An 18,305-nucleotide genomic window follows, 5' to 3' on the forward strand; every position below is an offset into this window, starting at 1 on the left:
CTGTCAGATGTGACGAATCAGAAACGATGACCGGAACATCGATTATGCGTTTTCCCGTCGCTATCGCTCGATACAGCGTCGCCAGAGGTTACAGACAGTTCGCTCGCACCAAGCGGATAGCAACCCTCGCAGACCGATACCGGCAGTAGTGCCGCGCGGATGACCGAACCGACCGCCGCGACGACAACCGAAGTCGAGACGACGCCCGAACCGATGATCGATGCGTCTCACCGTTTGTGACCACGAGGGACGTATTGTGCGATAGAGACAGTGTGGAGAGTTATTTCGTCCGGCTTCACACTGTCTTCAGACGCATCACGGCGATTGACAAACGTTCTCGTCCCTTTCGGGACGGATTACCATGGGTTCGATATGGAACTAAACCTGCCGATTAAACAGACCGCCCTGTCTGTTTCCCCCTCTACCGGTACAACAGATAAGTCGATGCGGGTCGTCAATAACGGTGGAACCACTAGAGCACTGAATTCATCGCCGTGTGTTCTCTTGGGGGGACGAGGGATGAGTCAATCACTTCCGGAAGAATGGTTTATCAGAGATACGCGAGTGAACGCGACGATTGCGTGGGTTCTCGTGGTCGTCTTCGTTGCGATTGCCGTCGTGAGCTTCTTGAATATCCTGTTCGTCGAGGCGACGATGGCCGCGATTGCGGCGTTCGTCGCTATTTCACCCGCGGTCGTCTACCGGTCGTGGACCCGAACGGTTCCGTGGCCACTGCTCCTCGTCGCATCGCTTCCGCTCTTTGTTGCAACGGCTCGGCCGGTGTTCCTCGACGATATCGTGACCGGGATTAGCGTTGCGACCCTCGCGATGCTCGTCGTCGTCGCACTCGAACTGACGACGGCGGTCCGAATGACGCCGCAGTTCGCGGTCGTCTTCACCGTCATCGTGACGCTCGCGACTGCCGGGTTCTGGGCCGTCGGGTCGGCGGCCTCGGCGACGTATCTCGGGACGAGGTTCATCGAGACGAACACCGAACTCATGACCATATTCACCGCGACGTTCGTTGCGGGCATCGCCGCTGGTGTGCTCTTCTGGTTGTACTTCCGGCGTCGGCTCGCCGCGAACGTCGAACGACCACGGGAGCGTGGCGCATGAGTTTCCACACCCCCGTCAGCCTCTCGGCGCGCCGGGAGAGTCAGTTGGTTCGACTCCTCCAAGCGGCGATAATCGGCATCTTAGCGGTCGGCCTCTGGCAAGGGAACGCCGGTATCGCCGTGAATGCGAGCGTCGGACTCCTCGTCACGTTTCTCCCGGCGTTTTTCGACCGGAACTACAGTATCACGATGAACGGCGGCATCGTCCTCTGGATTACGCTCGCGATGTTCCTGCACGCGCTCGGGACCCTCTCGTTGCCCGCGCTGGGTTTCATCAGTCCCTACAAGTCGACGTGGTGGTGGGACCACATGACGCACGCGCTGTCGTCGTCGCTCGTCGCTGGCGTGGCATACGCGGTGACACGAGCGCTCGAAGAGCACACGGAGTACATCTCGATGCCACCGACGTTCATGTTCGTCTATCTGTTGCTGTTCGTGATGGCGTTCGGCGTCATCTGGGAACTCATCGAGTTCTACGTCGCCGTCGTCTCGAACCTCGTCGGCATCGGAAAGGTGCTCACCCAGTACGGGTTGGACGATACGATTCTCGACCTGTTCTACAATACCATCGGTGGACTCCTCGTCGCGGTCTTTGGCACCGCCCATTTGACGGACCTCTCCGACCAACTTCGAGCGAAATTCGAATCCCCGAATCGATAACGGGTGCCGCTCTCGTCCCGATTCGCATCGGTCGAAGTTCCACGACGATTCGGTGATACTCGATCGGATATCGTCCTTCCTACAAACCGAGGCGGATTACAGGGACGGACCACACAGTAGCGGATTGCGCGATTCTTCGCCGACCGGCATACGTTCGTTCGAACCTTCCGCACTGACATCCGGTGTCGGCACGTTCGCCTCGAAATCGCCGAGGATGGTCGTCACCATTCAGCGTAGGTGATATACTCGGCGCGTTCGTACTCGACGAGCCACGTTCCAAAGGTATCTGCCACGTCTATCCCCTCGTGCCCTCGGATGCGGTCGATCACCGACCGGAAGGCGTCGTCGTCTTCGAAGTACCCTCCGTCGGTCGCTTCCTCGACGACCGTACGTTCGGCGTCGGAGAGGTCCGTAAGTTCGAACGAGTACCGCTCCCGAATCCGGTCGGCGAACGTATCGACGTCAGGTGCGACCTCCGTCACCTCGTACCGGTACTCCGCTTCGGTTACCGTTCGAGTGTCGACTGCAACCCGATATCGATTCTCGCCGCGGATGATGATGTCGTACCGTTGCCTCGGAACGAACACCGATTCGTTTCCCACCTCCTCGGCGGTTCCGTAGTGGATACCGATATCGCGTCGCTCTCTGTCGGACGTGTTTTCCTCGGACGGGATGGAATCGAGGCGGTTGCGGTCCGCGGCTGGCAGGTCGTCGTATTCTATCGCACCGAGCTCCGGCGTCGAATCGTCCGGGTCGAAATCGATGCGGACATCGTAAACGGTCGCCTCGTCGCTTTCGAGCCGGGTCTCCGAAACCTCGTAGAAGGTGTCTCCAATCCGGACGGTGTTGGTGGAGCCGAACAGCTCGTACGGCCCGCTCCGCGTCGCCGATCCGTTCCCGCGAGCCGACGTGACGAGCGTATATTCTTCGGAATCGGGCTCGGGGGCCATCGAAACTTCGTCGGCGATATCGTTCGCCGTCGCGTCGTCCATATCCAGAACGACGGGTGGATGGCCACATCCGGCGACGAAGACGGAGAGAAGGGCGGCTCCGTTTGCGAGGAACTGGCGGCGTCTCATACATTATCTGATAAGTAGCGTCATGAATACTTTCTGATTCACATCACGATTCCCTCGAAACGCCGGGTCAGTTCGGTGGCCGAAACGGAATCTCGGATTTCCGCCGCTCAGCGGTCGCTTCGTGCGGGCCGCTGGAGGTGTTGCTCGACGCGTTCTACCTTTTCGTCTACATCGAGCGTCTCCTCTCGGAAGTGGTCTATCTTCAACGTCGTCAGCGTCCGTGACGCATCGACGGCCTCCGTCGCCGCCTGGGCCGCGGCGAACACCTCCGACAGTTCGTCGGCCTGAATCGTCGTTTCCATCGGGTGCGTCTCGTACCGAACGTCGAAGTCGTCCAGCGCGTCGATGGCCTTCGCGATTTCCGCGTCGAAATCCGCGGTCGCGTCGTCGAGCGGCGCGACGGTGAGCATTGCCGTGACGGTCATAGTTCGACGTTCGAATCCCCGGGTAATATAATCGAGTGATGGTCGAATCGGACTGGTCCACTGTGATACCCGATTCGCCGTCGATTTCACGGACCGAAACGCTCGAGTGAGAAGCGACAGGGATACACCGTCTGAACCACTGGTGTATGTAGAGATGCTTCGGGAGTTCCTTCGTGACCTCCGGCGCGGCACACTGCTCCCACAGTTACGACGCTTCGTAATCGTCGGAAGCGTCGCCGCGGGCGTGCAGATGGTCCTCCTCTGGATGTTCGTCGATAGAGCCGGTCTCAATTACCTGTTTGGCGCGTCGATAGCCATCGAGATCACGATTCTATTTCAGTATACGCTCAACAACGCGTGGACGTTCCACGCGTCCCGAAACTCCACGACCAGCGACTACCTCACTGGATTGTTCAAAACGAACGTCGTCCGTGGATCGGCCATCCCGATTCAACTCGGCATCCTCTACGTCCTCGTGAACACGGGGGATATTCTGTATCTCATCGCCAACGCCTTTGCCATCGCTATCAGCGGCGTCTATCGGTACGTTCTCGATGCCCGTTGGACGTGGGGGTGAACGCGGAGGAAACGAGCGCCGCATTCGACGATTCGAGACCGATTCAGACCGAGCGCGGACCGGTGTGACCCAACAGCCAGCTCGCGTCACGAGAGTGAGTGTGGACGAGGGTGCGAGTGAAACGGACGACGGGACCGGGGTCGAATCACTCTCTCACAAGACAGTTGACACGTGTTACCATCTTTCGCATGTGGGTTACTACAATTAGTTTTTGTGCTACCGTAACGAGTTTTAACCTCCCGTCTAATGATTCAGATGCACTCTCACAACCAGTCACAGTGTTTCCCCGAAGTCAGCTATGCGACGCTGCCGCGCTTGGCTGGTTGTGGGAGTTCCGCGGTTCGGACTTCTCCCCAGTAGCAGTCCCACGTTCTCATCCGGAGCCTTAGCTTCCGAAGAGCGGCCGCTTCTGCATGACGATCACGTTCGGGTCGGCTTCCTCGATCTCTCACTCACGAACTAATCGCGCTACCGTGACTTCGCCATCCGTCGATCGCTGCTCCCACCGCAAACTCCTCATCCGGCGGGGACGATACGATGGAGCCCGCCGTCGCCATCGGCCCCGCTGCCGAGGACGTACAGTTCCCCCGCGGCGTCACGGCCGAACGAGAATAGTTGCTCTATCTTCCGTCCGCCGTCCCCGGCCACCGTGACGACCCGCGTCGGCCACTGACCGCCCCCGTCGGGTCGCGTCGCGGCGAACAGTCGCCCGCCAGCCTGCAGATCGCCGAAGATGTACGCTCCTTCCATCGCCCGAAGCGCCGACCCGCGGTAGACGTAGCCGCCGATAACCGAGATTCCGCTGACGGAACCGCCCGAGTGGGGATATTCGATGATGGGCGAGACGAGCGGTTCGCCGCCTCGGACGCTGCCGGGCGTCCCGTCGGGGCAGTTATCCGCCTCGTAGCAGTGGGTTCCTTCCTTTACGTTCCACCCGTAGTTGCCTCCCCGTTGAACCAGATTCACTTCTTCGTAGCTGCTCTGTCCGACGTCGCTGACGAAGAACTCGCCGCGGTCGAAGGAAAACCGCCACGGGTTCCGGAATCCCCACGCGTAGTGTTCGTCGAGACCGTCGGTACCGACCAGCGGGTTATCGTCGGGGATACCGTAGCCCTTCCCGTTCGCCCGAGTATCGACGTCGATACGAAGGATGCTCCCGAGGAGGTTCTCTGTCACGTCCTGTCCGTTGCCGCCACCGACGGCGCCGTACCAGTCGGAGACGTGCCCCGTTCCTTGGTCGCCTCCACCACCGCCGTCGCCCACCGCCACGTAGAGGTACCCGTCCGCTCCGAACGTGATGTCCCCGGCGTTGTGGTTGCTCTGTGGCTCCGATATTTCCAAGACGACGCGTTCCGAGTCGCGCTTCGCCCGGCCGCCGTCTTCGGTCGCCACAAACTCCGAGAGGACAAACGTGTGGCTGAAGTTGGCTGGCGCTCCGGACCGTCGCGGAGCGCTGTATCGAACGAACAAGCGGCGGTTCTCGGCGAAGTTCGGGTGGAGCGCGATTCCCAGCAGTCCCTTCTCTCCCCCTGCTTCGACGGTATCCCGTAGGTCCAGGAACGGTTTCTCTCGGAGACCGTTCGCCCCGTGAAGATGGATGAGACCGGTCTGCTCGGCGACGTAGCGACGGTCGGCGTCGGGTGCGAAGGCGACGTCCAGCGGCGTTTGCATGCCGCTGGCCAGCGTCTGAAGACCGACCGCATTCGGAAGGGTTCCCCCCGTCGTCGCTGTCTCGGATGCGTCAGTTGTGTTCGATCGACCGTCGCGCCCGGGCGGTCGTCCACAGCCGGCCAGTCCGGTCGTCGAACCGGCGAGCACCGCTTTGAGAAACCGTCGCCGCTTCATGGTCACTGATTCGAGCTCCGATGCAAAAAGAAATCCGGGTAGTTCATCGCTTTCAGTTGTAGACAGGCCGTCTTCCTATCGGACCTGAATCGTTTCACTTCCTTCGGGAACATTGCTATCGCTCCAATCGCGGGTCCAATTGCGATTTCCTCGATGGGTACGATTCGCTGATTACGAACGGAGACTGTACCGGTATCGAAGAGTACTATCAGAATTCATAATATGCTCAGAATATAGATTAATTATTATAATTTGGGTAATATTAATTAATATTCATCCACATGGTGGACACGGATGCGAGAAACTAACAATAATAGTAGTGAATGTCACTCTCGTCGGACGTTTATGAAAGCGACCGGTGCTGCAACTGCCGCGACTACGGTCGGTCTGACCGCACAGGGCGTGGCGGCGGATGAACACACGGTCGGCGCGATGCTGAACGATATGTCCATCGCCGAGAAGGCCGGGCAGATGATCCAGCCCGTGGTCAACAGTCTCGACCCGGAGGCGGATTCGACCTTCCAGGACGTCTCGGAAATCGGAGACCTCATCTCGGAGGTCGCCGCCGGGTCGTTGCTCTCCGGCGGGTCGCTCCCGCCGACGACGGACCCACAGGAACTCGTCGAAAAGGTCAACGCGCTTCAGGAGTACATGATCGACAACTCCCCGCACGGGATTCCGTTCTTCTACGGCGTCGATGCCGTCCACGGCGCCTGTTACCTCGACGGTGCGACCGTGTTCCCGAACCGGCTCAACATGGGTGCGACTCGTGACCCCGAAACCATCGAACGGGCCGAGCGACACACGGCGGCGGTGCTCGAAGCCACCAGTTGTCACGAGACGTTCGCTCCGACTATCGAACTCCAACACGACCCGCGCTGGGGGCGGTTTTTCGAGGGAATCAGCGAAGACCCGAAGGTGCTTTCGGACATCTCGGCGGCCCGGACTCGGGCCCTCGAAAGCAACGACCGCGTGACGTCTACGGTCAAACACTTCGCGGGGTACGAAGTCCCCCACAACGGCAACGACCGGGCGGCAGCCAACGTCTCGATGCGCGACCTTCGGGAAACGCTGCTCCCGCCATTCGAGGTCGCCATCGCGGAAGGCCCCGGAATGGTCATGGTCAACAGCGGTTCCGTGAACGGCATCCCGGCGCACGCCTCGCGGTGGCTGTTGACCGACGTCCTCAGGGAGGAGTACGACTTCGATGGCGTCGTCATCTCCGACTGGAACGACCTCTTCCGCATGATCGACCGCCATCAGTACTTCCCGGACACCGAGGACGGCCGACGGAGTGCGGTCGAGGCCGCTATCGAGGCGGGGTTGGACATGGTAATGCTCGGCGGCGGCGGTCTCACCCCACCCGAGTTCATCGCTCACGTTCAGACCCTCGTCTCCAACGGCAACCTCTCCGAGAAGCGCATCGACCAGTCCGTCAGGCGAATTCTTCAGCTCAAGCGGAGTCTCGGGCTGTTCGAGAACCCGTACGCCGATTCGTCGAATCTCGCCTCCCTCGTCGGCAACGACGAGTCGATGGAGGTGGCGACCGACCTCGCCCGCGAGTCGATGGTTCTGCTGAAAAACGACCCGGTGACGGAGGGTGGTCCCTCGGCGCTGCCGCTTTCGGGCACCGAAAACGTCCTCGTCACGGGACCGGGAATCGACCCCGAGACGGGTATCGAGAACCGTATCCTGATGCAGTACGGCGGCTGGACCCTCGGTTGGCAGGGAATCGAAGGCGGCTCGCTCACGGACGGCGGCCCTCGTCCGACCGGTACGACGATGGTAGCGGAACTGGAGAACGCACTCGGCAGGGGCCAACTCACGCACGTCCCGACGAACTTCGACCGCTCGCAATGGTGGTCGATTCCCGAGGACTCGACCAACGAAAACGGTGAGTACGGCTTCACCGACGAGCAGCGCAGTGCCGTCGAAAGTGCCGCTCCTGACGCTGACGTCGCCGTCGTCGTCCTCGGCGAAGGTCCACACAACGAAGGATTCGGCGACCGTGACACACTTCGACTCCCGGAGACGCAGCGGGAAATTCTCCAGACCGTCGTCGAGAACACCAGCGACGACACGACCATCGTCGGCGTGGAGTACGCGGGCAGTCCGCGCGGCAACGACGAGACCTTCCAGCATCTCGACGCACTGCTGTTCGCCGGTGAACCCGGCAGTGGCGGCGGCAAAGCCGTCGTCGAGACGCTCCTCGGAGAAAACAACCCCTCCGGGAGGCTCGGGTTCACGTGGCCGAAGCAGGTCGGCCACGTTCCGAACTACCACAATGCGTGGCCGTCGAGTCGGCACGAACCGCTGTATCCCTACGGGCACGGGTTGAGCTATACGGACTTCGAGTACTCCGACCTCTCCGTTTCGCCGTCGAACGTCGGTAATCCCCGCGCGGGCCGAACAGTGACCGTTACCGTCGACGTTACGAACACGGGCGACGTGGCGGGTGATCACGTCGTGGAGGTGTTCAACACCGAATTCTACGGTTCGGTCATCACCCGCGACCGCCGAGTCGTCGGCTACGAGCGCGTTCACCTCGATTCCGGCGAGAGAAAAACCGTCGAGGTCGAAGTCGATATGGAAGCCTTGGAAGTCGTCCCGGGCGATGTCCCAGCATTGGGTCCGAAAGCCGTCGAGGCCGGGGAGTACGAGCTGACCGTCGGGACGAACAGCGATTTGACGAGCACGCTTACCGTTCGGACTACCTGCGGCGTGGGTCGCGTGCGTCACCTCCCCGGTCGATTCGACGCCGACGGTGACGGCGAAGTCACCGTCTCGGACGTTCTCGAAATCTACCGACTTTCGAAGGGGGAGTAACGCTCTTCGTTCTCACGGACGGCACCACAATCCGTTCGCTCGCGGGTGGTCGGCGACGAGCGAATGGCGATTTATCGCTATAATGAGGGACTCTCGTGGATGCGGCGCTCCAAAATCGGATCGGCGGTTCGGAATAGTGTCGCTGTGATGGGAGCGTCACACGCGAGACCTTCTGTACTGACGGAGAGAGCCGCCCTTCTACTCGCGAGAGGCCGCAGATGCTCCCTCTCCGGTTCCGGCAACCGGGTCGGTGATGTTCTCACGAAGATCGGCTTCGATCTCCTCAAGCGACCTTCCTTTCGTCTCCGGAACGAGTCTGTGGGCGAACACAAACGCCACGAGGCTACAAATACCGAACAGCCAGAACGTGGACGATTCCCCGATATTTGCCGTCAGCATCGGGAACGCCAGCGACACGAGTAAATTCGCACCCCAATTGGCGACGGTAACCGTCCCCATCGCACTCCCACGAACGGAGAGCGGATAGATTTCGGAGATGAGCAGCCAAAAGACCGGTCCGAGCCCGATGGCGAAGAACGCCACGAACAGCATCAAACTGCCGGTCGCGACCCACCCGAGAATCCCGCTGAAGCCGGGGACGTAGAAGACGACACCGAGAATACTAAGCGTGACAATCATCCCACCGGTTCCGACCAACAACAGCTTCCGCCGACCCACGCGGTCGATAAGCGCTATGGCGACAATCGTCATGACGACGTTGATGACGCCGATTCCGGTGGTCGCAAGAATCGACGTCGCGCTTCCGAATCCGGTCGATTCGAGAATCGTCGGCGCATAGTACATGACGGCGTTGATTCCGGTAATCTGCTGGAAGACGGCGAGTCCGAGTCCGACGATCAGTGCTGGGCGCAGCCAGGGTTCGAGCAGGTCGGTAAAACCACTGCCGGATTGCTTTTCGACCGTTTTCTCGATTTCGGCGAGTTCGGCATCGACGCCGGTTTTTCGAGTCCGTTTAAGAACCGTCCGGGCATCGTCCGTCCGACCGTTTTCGTAGAGCCAGCGGGGGCTTTCGGGCATTTTCACCATGCCGATAGCGAGGACGACGGCCGGAATCATTCCGGTACCGAGCATCATCCGCCAATCGCCGGTATCGGCGAAAGCGTAGTTAACGAAGTACGAGATGAGGATTCCGAGCGTCACCATGAGTTGATTCAGCGAGGTCAGTGCTCCTCGTATCTTTGGCGGTGCTATTTCGGAGATGTAGAGCGGCCCGACGATGGACGCGAATCCGATCCCGACACCATCGATGAGACGACCCGCGACCAACACGGGTACATTCGGCGCGATTGCCATCGTTAGCGACCCGATGAAGAACACGATGGCCCCGAGAAAGATGAGTCGACGACGACCTATCTTATCGGCCAGCTTTCCACCAGTAGCAGCACCGAGTGCGGCGCCAGCCATCGCCCCGGACATGACGATACCTTCGACGAGTGGAGACATGGCGAAGGTATCATTGATGTACAGGAACGCACCGGAAATTATCCCCGTGTCGAATCCGAACAACAATCCGTTGAGTGCGGCTAACGCAGCAGTGAGATAGATAAACCGATTGCTTCCATTCGGTTGTATCTCTTCTTTGTCAACTGTAGCCATGGGAGAGTGTCTACAGTATTGCCCTGCTTCCAGTTAGAAAAGTTTCGAAATTTCTCCATTAAAAGAACATTATAAACATATGGGGTTTTAATCATTATACTACCGTTCATATGTTTACTTCTCTCGCGGTGCCCGGAAGCACGGCCGGTGTCCTCCGCCGACCGTCTCGTGATTGTGAATACTCTGACGCAAAGTGGTGGGTATTCTAATCTTTTATCGAGGATATCGGAACCGAGCGCACGGATGTCAACCGACCGTGCGAACCCGCATCGTTTCCGGATTGATACGGGGACGGACGCAACTGGATCGGAATCTGCTTTCGAAGTTCGCTTTGAGGCGGTACTTCCCGCCGTTTACGGACGCTTTCTCAGTTCGGAATCGATGTACGATGATAGTGAGACACGGGTCACAGCGATCGCGGTCTCACGGTTCGTCGTCGCATGGCAATACCTTGTACCGGTAATGGTGGCGAGAATGTGCTCGGCGACACGCGTCGAATCGACATCACGGAACACGCCGTCGTCGATACCCTGCTGGATTATCTCGTGAATCGCGGTTACGATTTTCTCGTCGAGTCGGGTGAACTGTTCACGAAACGCTCCGTTGGTTACCGCTTGGGCGCGCAGTTCGACCAGCACTGTCTGAAGTTGCTGTTCCGTTTCGTCCGGTTGAAGGGGGAGGAGTTTCTCGATGACGCGATCGAGCGTTTCCTTCGGGTCGTCGCTCTCACGAGTATCGATGGTCTCCTCGAACTGATCGACGGAATAGTCGAGAAACGAGACTAAGAGTTCATCTTTCGAATCGTAATAGTAGTACGGTGCAGCTTTCGATTTGTCGAGTTCTTCGGCGATGCGGGACATCGAGAGGTTGGCGTAGCCGTGCGAAAGCAACGCTCGATACGTTGCCCGCATGATCTCCTCTTCGGCGGAGGTCCATTTTTCGCCGGATGAATCAGAAGACGTCATTGTATTGTGTCGATGGTATTAAATCCAGAGCGTTGAGGGCGTCTACACCTCGGAACCAAGTTACGTATGGAGTAAGGTGACACTCGGTCGTTCTCTCCGAGGCACCGGTTCTGTCACATCGGTTACTATCCGTTCAGTAAGTATAATTCCTTTGTCCGACCCCGATGGAACTCCACTGGTCGGCCCCGTCTACGGCTGGAACGGCGCTCTCTCCTGTTAACGTTCGTTAGAACAGGCTGACTTTGCTGATATTGGGCGTATGTGGCTATCATATTACAACATTCGAAAATGATTAGACTCAATTATATCTATTTGATATGGATATTTGTGTGAAATTCACGTGATTAAAGGTCGCTAACGAGCGGTGTGCGACTCGAACGGACTATTGTGTGGGTTATTAGACGCTACTTTCCGGGTATTCGCTTACGACAGGTAGACAAAAGACCTATGATTTACTAAACGGTCGTTCAATTATGGCCTCATCGAACCAAGGTGTCGCCTTTCGTACGCCCCCAGAAGCACTGGCCAGCGAACAAGCACAACTCAACCCGTTCGACTGGTATGCCGAGATGCGGCGGGAACACCCCGTGAGATACGACGACCAGCGTGGACGATGGGACGTGTTCAAATATGAGGACGTCAAGCAGATCGTGAGCGACCATGAAACGTACGCCTCCGATGTCGCTAGTACGGACATTCGTCTGGTCGATCGAGACTTCGATACGGATAGAGCGCCATCCATGATTCGAGCCGACCCGCCAGCCCATGGGCGTCTCCGGAATTTCGTTAACAGTCGATTTCAACCCGGGTCGATAGCGGAACACCGAGCGCGATTCGAGCAAATCGCCGATGACTTGTTGGACGATATCGACTCGGGGGCGAACGTCGACATCATCGACAAATTCTCACACCCGTATCCCGTGACGATTATTGCGGACCTGCTCGGTCTCCCGCGCGACGATTACGATCAGTTCCTCACGTGGTCGAAAGCGGCTACCGAGCTATCTTTGACGGGCGACGAGAAAGCCATCGAATCCAACAAGCGACGCCGTGCACGCGTGCAACGTGAAATGAGGGAGTACTTCTCGAATCTGATCTCCGAACGTGCTACTGGAAGCGGTGACGATCTGATCACGCTCGCCGCGATGAACGATGAACTGACCCACGAGGAGAAGATCAGCTTTTGCCTGACACTGCTCATCGCTGGCAACGTTACGACGGTCAATCTCATTACGAACGCCCTCTGGTGCTTCGAAGAGAACGACTTGTTTGACGCGGTTCGGACGGGAGCAGTCAGTCGGACGAAAGTGATAGAAGAGGTCCTTCGGTACCGGTCACCGGCCCAGACCGTCCGACGCGTGACGACGAAACCGGTCGAACTGGGCGGGCGACGAATCGATGCGGGTGAGTTGGTTTTAGCGAGGATCGGATCGGCGAACCGGGACCCCGCTCGGTTCGATTCGCCGGAGGAATTCCGACCCGAACGGTCTCCGAATCCACACATCGCGTTCGGCGGTGGCATTCACTTCTGTTTGGGTGCGCAACTAGCTCGATTGGAAGCGGACATCGCTCTCGAGAAACTTTTGGATCGGTTTGAAGTGATCAACCCCGACCTCTCCGATTTGTCCCCCCAGACGTTCCTTTACGGCGTCAAATCCTTCCCTTGCCGTCTTGAAACGGGGAACTGACCGCCCCGATTCGTCGGGGTAACCGGGATTTGCCAGTCCGTCTCCCCGTTTCGAAACTCCAAACCGACACACATCGCTTATCCCGCCGGTGGTTCGGCGCACGGTGAGATAACGGCCGTCAACTATCCGCAGACGGCAGTTCCACGCGTCATCAGTTATCGAGTCGCTCGTCCCGGTCACTCCCGTTCCGTGACTTGTCCACCGCATTCGGGGCAAATTCCTGCGGCGGTGTCGAAGGGTTCACCACACATCTGGCATTCGAACCGTGCATCACTCCTCGTGGTGACGAGCCGTTTGAGCTTGCTCACGAGTCCCATGGTGGTAGTAGACACACTCCGTGCTGTCGGAAAAGCCTGCGGGACCGTTCGATGCCCACCCCGAAAGCGTTCTACCCGACACGATGTTCCGCTTGACGCGGCGGGAACGGCCGGTCTATTCCGGTATTGGCAATCGTCCAGTCGAGGATAGAGTGAAGATACCGGCTTCGACGTTAGATAACGAACGGGGCTGTACCGAGACACCACAGGATAAGTCCCACCAAGTAGAACGTCAGCGCTGTCCGCCCGCTGCCCGGGAGGGAATACGACGTGCCGACTATCGATTGAGAGGCGTCTAATTCGGTGTAGTCGCTTTCTCCACCGCCTCCCTCCATCGTCATCGTCGGCCCGGTTCCGGTGCGAGCGTGGAGGAGCGACACGACGAACAGAGACGCGATCAGGAGAAGAACGATGGCACGACCATAGAGGTAGGCGAGTGGGATAACAGTCACTCCACCAGCGATGACGGAGTACGTAACGAAAACCGGCGCTAGCGTCGTTCGATCCATGTCTGAAGCGGATTTCCCTGCTCAGTGGCACACCATGGCACGCGTGCGAGCAGGGAGGAGGGTGTGGCGGGGCAGGGGGGAGGGTCGGGAGTGATGGCGCCAGACCCGTGTGGGAACCCATTCAGGGTGTCAGAGGCAACCGCGCCACACTTCGTCCTTCGTGCCCTTCGGTAAATGCTTTGTGCAACTGTTCGAAAATAAGACAGTCAGATGGGCGACCATTGTTGGAACTCCAAACGAATCGGTGACGAAGTGCACTAGTACGTACTGCTCTCCGAGTCCGACGAATAACCGATAGTGAAGCGAACACGAGAACAGCCACCTGAGGTACCTATTGCACCTATCTCTGCGAAGGCTCCCGAATCACAAACCGGTGTTCAATACGACCAGCGACCGCCGAGTTTGAGTTCCTGCTCGTAACCGGGGTCGATCAGGTCGCGTGTGTCTTCGCGGGAGCGACTCGGCACGTCGCGGTCGGTCTCGGTGAGTGCGCAGACGGCGTTCGTGATGGTAACGGCGTGCTCGCGGAGGTCCCGGATATCTATTTTATCGAGCGTATCGGCGTGCGTGTGACCCCACCCGCGACCGCTCTTGTCGGGGTTCGTCGAGGAGACCATCGCGCCCGGGACGCCCTCCTGTACGAACGCCCACTGGTCTCCGTGCGGAGAGACGGTGTTACTGGAGACGAGCGGAATCGAGCGTTCGTCCGTCACGTCTTCGAAGGCGTCGAGAATCTCGTCGAACTCGTTCGCGTTTATCGAGAGGGTTCGGTCTCGGCCAGCACCGTCGATGTTGACGATGCATTTCACGTCGTCGAGGTCGTACGTCTCCATGGCGTGGTACGCTCCTTTGAGGCCGATCTCTTCCGAACCGAACACGAGCACGCGAACGCGCGTTTCGAGTTCGTCCTCCATTTGCGCGAGCAGACGACCGACTTCGGTTGCCAGCACGCTTCCTGCACCGTTGTCGTTCGCGCCCTCGGCGATGTCGTGCGTGTCCACGTGTGCCGTCAACAGAACCATTTCGTCCGTGTCGGGTCCGATATCGCCGACGACGTTGACGGACGTCGAAGGCTCGTTCCGACAGTCGACATCGACCGTCACCGAGAGGTCGTCGTCCTCGGCGTGACGGACGAGACGCTCGCCGAGTTCCTTCGAGACGCCCACCGCCGGAATCGGACCGGGGCGGTTATCGTAGCCGACCTCACCCGTCGGGGGGAGACAGCCAGCGATGTGATTCCGGAAGATGAAGCCGACCGCACCGGCGTTCGCGGCGCTGACGTACTTCTCCATCCGGTGAATCCAGCGGCCGTAATCGTCCGGCGTATCGCTGGAGGCGATCAGAATTTTGCCCTCGCAGTCGACCGCCTCGAAGTCCTCGGGACGACCGTACCCCACGTCGACCAATTCGCCCTCGACGGTTCCGGCGGGCGTCCCCGGGAGCGCGATGACCTGATAATCCTTCACGTATTGCTGGTCGTGGCCGCCTGCGGTCTCGATAGAAGAGGACCCTCGCCACCAGCCGTCGATGTCGAATTCGTCGAGGTGGACGTCCCGCAATCCTATTGCTTCGAAATAGCCTTCGAGTATTTTCGCTCCCGCTTTCTCCTCTTTCTGTCCGGCCATCCGCGTTTCGAGGTCGACGAGATCTTCGAGAACCTGCCACGAGAAATCGCTCCGGTAGGCGTCTCCGACGATGGCGTCTGTGAGGCGAGTCATGACTCCAGTCGTGTGGCGATAGTCTAAAAACGTATGTATCTCGGAAAATAGCGTTGTGGCCGAATCGACCCCTGCTGTACGCGACCGCACGCTGACCGACGACGGACTCCCGATTAGGCGGGAACGGTAGGGGGAGTAGACGGGGGAGGACGAGGGAGGTCGGAAGGAGAACGGGACGATAGAACGGTGAGTTCAGTTGACTTCGACGCGGTGCCACTGACCCGCCTCCTGACTCGTTTCGGCGGCCTTCGCGGCCTCACGAACGCGGCGCACGCGCTCGTCGGTCGGCGGGTGACTTGCGAACGCTCGTTCCAGCGGCGTTTGTTCCGTGCGACGGTCACGAATCGGGAAGAACCAGGAGAGCAGTCCCCCTCCCGGTTCGTTCGCGCGCTGAATCTTTTCGAGCGCACGAGCGAACGACAGTGGCTCGTCGAGGACCGACACGGCTCGCCGGTCCGCTGCGTATTCGCGGCGGCGAGAGTAGGCTTGGAGTACGACCGTCGGAGCGACGAGCAAACCCATCACTAACCCCGTTAGTCCACGTCGTACGCCACTCCCAACGCTGTCGGGGCCTCGCATCGGTCGACCCATGATTAGCGAAAGTCCCCAGCAAGCCAATGAGGTAACCATCACGAGCGGGAGCACTACCACGAGAGCGAGGCTCGCTACCATTCGCAGGAGACTCATGGCCAGCGTCTGCAGGAGACTATCGTAGCCTTCGAGATGGGCGAGCTCGTGAGCGAGGACCCCTTCGAGTTCCGCGGGCGTCAGCAACCGGACGAGCGAGTAATCGATCACGAGCGTCCGACTCCCCAGCGCGAACGCGTTGGGTTGGCCGAGCCGCGCGATGTAGACCTCCGGTCGGTCGATACTCATCCTGCGAGTCAGCCGCTCGATGCTCGCGTGGATGCTCGGAGCCCGGACGTCCGAAAGCGGAGTCGTATTGAGACCCAAGAGGAGACGCTTGGTGCTCATCCGATAGCTCACGTACCCGAAAACGAGCGCACTCCCTCCTGCAAAGAGCAGCACTGACGGGAGAGACGTACTGGAGAGGAGCACACCGACCATCCGAGAGCCCAAGAGGACGGTGACGCCAGCAAGAACGAGCAGCCACGCTCCAACCAGAACCGCGAGTCCCCGCGGCCGACGAGATGGGACTGACATAGCTTCTATAGGGGTTGCACACTCAAAACGGTTGTCGGAAAACACGCACGTGTACCGTCCTGGACGGGCGACCAGCGGTGGCTTTAGTGGGTATCGAACGCTTCCGGAGTGATGGTCAACACCACTCCAGTATTGTGAAAATAATACAATATTATTGTCGGTGAGGTTCTCCCGATAGAGAACTGTTTGTGCTAGGCTAGTCCGATAGATGCCATACACTATCCGGAAATCTTTGAAATCCGTTCTCAAAACATCGATCCATCTGTGTAAAATTGGGGAATGATGTGTTCTAGAACTTATTCTCACAGATAATCAGTATTTGACTGGAAAAGTAGCGATAATATCGCATCTATCTCCCAAGATGGTTGTTATATCTAAAATATAGGTGGTCGTTGTTGGCTCACCCTTATGGATGAAAATTGTGAATATTGTGCAATATTACTGGTCCGTTGACGACATGCGCAATTTTTGAATCGACCTTATTGGACGTCGAATCGGGAAGTCGCCACGGGGACGTCCGGTAAAACGGACGACCCGCGGAGTCACCTCACGAAGCGGCATGGTATTACAAATATAGTGTTGTAATGTCGGTTTCGTGAGGACTCGCGTCCGACGACTGGACGGATTCGAGGAGGCGATTCGGTGGCCGTAGATAACAGTAGATAGTTCGTCGACATCGAAATGGAAACAGAACCGGACGCCGAGCGAGTCCCGGTGCCGACTCGTCCGACGCGCTAACGGGAACTATCCCAAATTCGGTGTGTCCGAGCTCCTATCCGCCATGTTGATGTTCACTTCGATGACATTGGCGGTGCTCGTGACCATCTCCGGAATCGTCTCCTGGAACTGCGTTCCTTTCATCCGACTCGTCGGCGCGGAGACGCTCAACGCTCCGAGGACGCTTCCGTCGCGGTCCTTTATCGGCGCACCGACCGCCCGCAGTCCCTCGACTTCCTCCTCGTCGTTGTAGGAGTAGCCCCGCTCGCGCGTCTCGGCGAGTTCCTCACGGAGTTCGTCCCGGTCGGTGATGGTGTTCCCCGTCTTGCCCGGGAGACCGTGAAAGTCGATTATCTCCGCGGTTCTCTCCGGCGGGAGTTGCGACAGTATCGCCTTTCCCGTCGCCGAGGAGTGCAGATAGTCTGGCTTCTGTAACTTCGACGTCTGATACTTGTCTCCGACTGCCTTCTCGCCCCGTACTTTGAACAAGCTGATTCGGAGACCGTGTTGTTCGGTCGAGAGATGTGCGTACTCGTTGGTCTGTTTGGCCAACTTCTCGATTTCTTTCTTCCCCGCTTCGTAGAGAATGTGCTGGTTGCGGACGAATTCTCCGAGGAGCAGGAACTGGAGACTGAGTTCGTACGCGTTGCCGTTCTTGACGACGAGCCCCGTTTGTCGAAGTGTTGCAAGATGGTTGTACATCGTGGTTTTGGAGACGTCGAGGTGGTCAACGAGGTCATCGACGGTCGCGCTGCCTAACTCCTCTAGCGCCCGTATCACGCTCACCGCCGTCACGACGGTACTCAACGTCCGCGACGGCGACCCCTGATTCGGTAGCTTGCTCATACTCCTCCTGTGCAAACGACCGTTATAATTGTTTGTATATGTTGCAATTTGTCGACAGGGGCCATACGTGACGTGTTCACGAACATTATGCCATTTGTTATCTCATCGTCGAACGGGGCTACCGACTCTGGAGACGCCCCGTCGTAAAGTGGTGGTACCGCCCAACGCGGCCACGGAACCGGCCGTCGTACCGGATTCGAACGCGAACGATTGAATTAGATATTTACCGGGCGAAAC

The 18,305-nt window shown here is 58.7% G+C and carries 14 protein-coding genes; 5 read left to right on the forward strand and 9 right to left on the reverse strand.

Features of this window, described 5'->3' with window-relative positions; all coding sequences use genetic code 11:
* The first annotated feature begins 519 nt into the window (after window positions 1–519).
* Window positions 520–1,116, forward strand: coding sequence for a hypothetical protein (locus B208_RS0120465; RefSeq protein ID WP_026177983.1), 597 nt, complete (start codon window positions 520–522; stop codon window positions 1,114–1,116).
* Window positions 1,113–1,775, forward strand: a complete 663-nt coding sequence (locus B208_RS0120470) for a hypothetical protein (protein ID WP_007980805.1) — start codon at window positions 1,113–1,115, stop codon at window positions 1,773–1,775. The genes B208_RS0120465 and B208_RS0120470 overlap by 4 nt, the downstream gene beginning before the upstream one ends.
* A 221-nt stretch (window positions 1,776–1,996) precedes the next feature.
* Here the strand turns inward: B208_RS0120470 and B208_RS0120480 are convergent, their stop codons facing one another.
* Window positions 1,997–2,854, reverse strand: a complete 858-nt coding sequence (locus B208_RS0120480) for a hypothetical protein (protein ID WP_007980801.1) — start codon at window positions 2,852–2,854, stop codon at window positions 1,997–1,999.
* A gap of 107 nt (window positions 2,855–2,961) precedes the next feature.
* On the reverse strand, window positions 2,962–3,279 hold the full coding sequence (locus tag B208_RS0120485; protein ID WP_007980799.1) for a thiamine-binding protein: 318 nt from the start codon (window positions 3,277–3,279) through the stop codon (window positions 2,962–2,964).
* Window positions 3,280–3,433: 154 nt separating this feature from the next.
* Here B208_RS0120485 and B208_RS0120490 point away from each other — a divergent pair, with 154 nt between their 5' ends.
* Complete coding sequence (locus tag B208_RS0120490; RefSeq protein ID WP_007980797.1) at window positions 3,434–3,856, forward strand: GtrA family protein; 423 nt, start codon at window positions 3,434–3,436, stop codon at window positions 3,854–3,856.
* Between the two features lie 516 nt (window positions 3,857–4,372).
* On the opposite strand, the gene B208_RS0120500 is transcribed toward B208_RS0120490, so the two are convergent.
* Complete coding sequence (locus B208_RS0120500; protein ID WP_007980795.1) at window positions 4,373–5,701, reverse strand: PQQ-dependent sugar dehydrogenase; 1,329 nt, start codon at window positions 5,699–5,701, stop codon at window positions 4,373–4,375.
* 294 nt (window positions 5,702–5,995) lie between these two features.
* On the opposite strand from B208_RS0120500, the gene B208_RS0120505 reads away from it, so the two are divergent.
* A complete protein-coding gene (locus B208_RS0120505; protein WP_268741688.1) occupies window positions 5,996–8,527 on the forward strand; it encodes a glycoside hydrolase family 3 protein in 2,532 nt (843 codons plus the stop codon).
* A gap of 198 nt (window positions 8,528–8,725) precedes the next feature.
* Here B208_RS0120505 and B208_RS0120510 read toward each other — a convergent pair whose 3' ends face one another.
* The gene (locus B208_RS0120510; RefSeq protein WP_049805667.1) at window positions 8,726–10,144 is read right to left on the reverse strand and encodes a sugar porter family MFS transporter; all 1,419 of its coding nucleotides are present in this window, start codon (window positions 10,142–10,144) and stop codon (window positions 8,726–8,728) included.
* Between the two features lie 353 nt (window positions 10,145–10,497).
* On the reverse strand, window positions 10,498–11,109 hold the full coding sequence (locus B208_RS0120515; RefSeq protein ID WP_007980792.1) for a TetR/AcrR family transcriptional regulator: 612 nt from the start codon (window positions 11,107–11,109) through the stop codon (window positions 10,498–10,500).
* Window positions 11,110–11,582: 473 nt separating this feature from the next.
* Here B208_RS0120515 and B208_RS0120520 point away from each other — a divergent pair, with 473 nt between their 5' ends.
* Entirely contained in the window at window positions 11,583–12,797 is a 1,215-nt protein-coding gene (locus tag B208_RS0120520) for a cytochrome P450 (RefSeq protein ID WP_018129107.1), read from the forward strand.
* Between the two features lie 490 nt (window positions 12,798–13,287).
* Here the strand turns inward: B208_RS0120520 and B208_RS0120525 are convergent, their stop codons facing one another.
* From B208_RS0120525 to B208_RS0120540, 4 genes are all read right to left on the reverse strand, one after another.
* The gene (locus tag B208_RS0120525; protein WP_007980790.1) at window positions 13,288–13,623 is read right to left on the reverse strand and encodes a hypothetical protein; all 336 of its coding nucleotides are present in this window, start codon (window positions 13,621–13,623) and stop codon (window positions 13,288–13,290) included.
* Between the two features lie 377 nt (window positions 13,624–14,000).
* Window positions 14,001–15,341 (reverse strand): M28 family peptidase, encoded by a 1,341-nt coding sequence (locus tag B208_RS0120530; protein ID WP_007980789.1) that lies wholly within the window; start codon window positions 15,339–15,341, stop codon window positions 14,001–14,003.
* 192 nt (window positions 15,342–15,533) lie between these two features.
* The gene (locus B208_RS0120535; protein ID WP_073096698.1) at window positions 15,534–16,505 is read right to left on the reverse strand and encodes a M48 family metallopeptidase; all 972 of its coding nucleotides are present in this window, start codon (window positions 16,503–16,505) and stop codon (window positions 15,534–15,536) included.
* A 744-nt stretch (window positions 16,506–17,249) separates the two neighbouring features.
* Window positions 17,250–18,068, reverse strand: a complete 819-nt coding sequence (locus B208_RS0120540) for an IclR family transcriptional regulator (RefSeq protein WP_007980787.1) — start codon at window positions 18,066–18,068, stop codon at window positions 17,250–17,252.
* Between the last annotated feature and the right edge of the window lie 237 nt (window positions 18,069–18,305).

This window comes from Haladaptatus paucihalophilus DX253 (assembly GCF_000376445.1).
Taxonomy (GTDB): Archaea; Halobacteriota; Halobacteria; order Halobacteriales; family Haladaptataceae; genus Haladaptatus; species Haladaptatus paucihalophilus.

Bases quoted from the DNA above. Each gene is read 5' to 3' on its own strand.
- B208_RS0120535 (WP_073096698.1), bottom strand. From the start codon at position 16,505: ATGTCAGTCCCATCTCGTCGGCCGCGGGGACTCGCGGTTCTGGTTGGA.
- B208_RS0120540 (WP_007980787.1), bottom strand. From the start codon at position 18,068: ATGAGCAAGCTACCGAATCAGGGGTCGCCGTCGCGGACGTTGAGTACC.
- B208_RS0120490 (WP_007980797.1), top strand. From the start codon at position 3,434: ATGCTTCGGGAGTTCCTTCGTGACCTCCGGCGCGGCACACTGCTCCCA.
- B208_RS0120485 (WP_007980799.1), bottom strand. From the start codon at position 3,279: ATGACCGTCACGGCAATGCTCACCGTCGCGCCGCTCGACGACGCGACC.
- B208_RS0120505 (WP_268741688.1), top strand. From the start codon at position 5,996: ATGCGAGAAACTAACAATAATAGTAGTGAATGTCACTCTCGTCGGACG.
- B208_RS0120520 (WP_018129107.1), top strand. From the start codon at position 11,583: ATGGCCTCATCGAACCAAGGTGTCGCCTTTCGTACGCCCCCAGAAGCA.
- B208_RS0120465 (WP_026177983.1), top strand. From the start codon at position 520: ATGAGTCAATCACTTCCGGAAGAATGGTTTATCAGAGATACGCGAGTG.
- B208_RS0120525 (WP_007980790.1), bottom strand. From the start codon at position 13,623: ATGGATCGAACGACGCTAGCGCCGGTTTTCGTTACGTACTCCGTCATC.
- B208_RS0120515 (WP_007980792.1), bottom strand. From the start codon at position 11,109: ATGACGTCTTCTGATTCATCCGGCGAAAAATGGACCTCCGCCGAAGAG.
- B208_RS0120480 (WP_007980801.1), bottom strand. From the start codon at position 2,854: ATGAGACGCCGCCAGTTCCTCGCAAACGGAGCCGCCCTTCTCTCCGTC.
- B208_RS0120470 (WP_007980805.1), top strand. From the start codon at position 1,113: ATGAGTTTCCACACCCCCGTCAGCCTCTCGGCGCGCCGGGAGAGTCAG.
- B208_RS0120510 (WP_049805667.1), bottom strand. From the start codon at position 10,144: ATGGCTACAGTTGACAAAGAAGAGATACAACCGAATGGAAGCAATCGG.
- B208_RS0120530 (WP_007980789.1), bottom strand. From the start codon at position 15,341: ATGACTCGCCTCACAGACGCCATCGTCGGAGACGCCTACCGGAGCGAT.
- B208_RS0120500 (WP_007980795.1), bottom strand. From the start codon at position 5,701: ATGAAGCGGCGACGGTTTCTCAAAGCGGTGCTCGCCGGTTCGACGACC.